Genomic DNA, 639 nt, shown 5'->3' on the forward strand with positions numbered 1-639 from the left:
CGGCGCAATCATCCATGCGGTCCTGCACTGGCAAGGCGGCGATCATACCCAACTGCAAGTCAAACAGCGACTGAATGCGGCCGGCCGGCACAATCCACGCATCCCCGACGACACGATCGCACTCGTGCGTGAGCTGGCGCGGCTGATGCCCGATCGGCAGATCGCGCGCCTGCTCAATCGCGCTGGCGTGGAGACCGGGCACGGCAATGCCTGGACGCAAGAGCGCGTGTGCGGCTTCCGCAATCACCACGACATCGCCGTCTTCCGCGACGGCGAGTGGGCGGAGCGCGGCGAAATTACGCTCGAAGCGGCAGCAAAACTCATCGGCGTCTGCAACATGACGGCCTTGCGTATGCTCCGCCGCGGCGACATCAAAGGCCGACAAGCTTGCGCGGGCGCGCCTTGGGTGATCAGGGCCGAGGACTTGGCAGGTTTCGCCAAGGGAAAGCGTCGGAAGCCTCCGCTAACACAAAATACCACGCAGCGGGTCCTTGACTTTCAATGAGTTAGCCGAGGTGCATTATGAATCGTGACTACTCGGTCATCGCAGCCTCGCCACCACGGCCAAGTACTTGCGCATCGCGACCAACAAGGTCTGCGCGACGTCCAGCCCTCTGGACCTCTTGCCGCATCCAGTTC

Annotated in this window: 2 pseudogenes; both read left to right on the plus strand. The window is 62.9% G+C overall.

Annotated features, from left to right (window positions below):
- A pseudogene (locus IVA81_RS19810) lies at window positions 1–505 on the plus strand (helix-turn-helix domain-containing protein); the annotation flags it as partial.
- A 28-nt stretch (window positions 506–533) separates the two neighbouring features.
- Window positions 534–639, plus strand: a pseudogene (locus IVA81_RS19815) (integrase); the annotation flags it as partial.

This window comes from Bradyrhizobium sp. 141 (genome assembly GCF_023074055.1).
GTDB lineage: Bacteria > Pseudomonadota > Alphaproteobacteria > Rhizobiales > Xanthobacteraceae > Bradyrhizobium.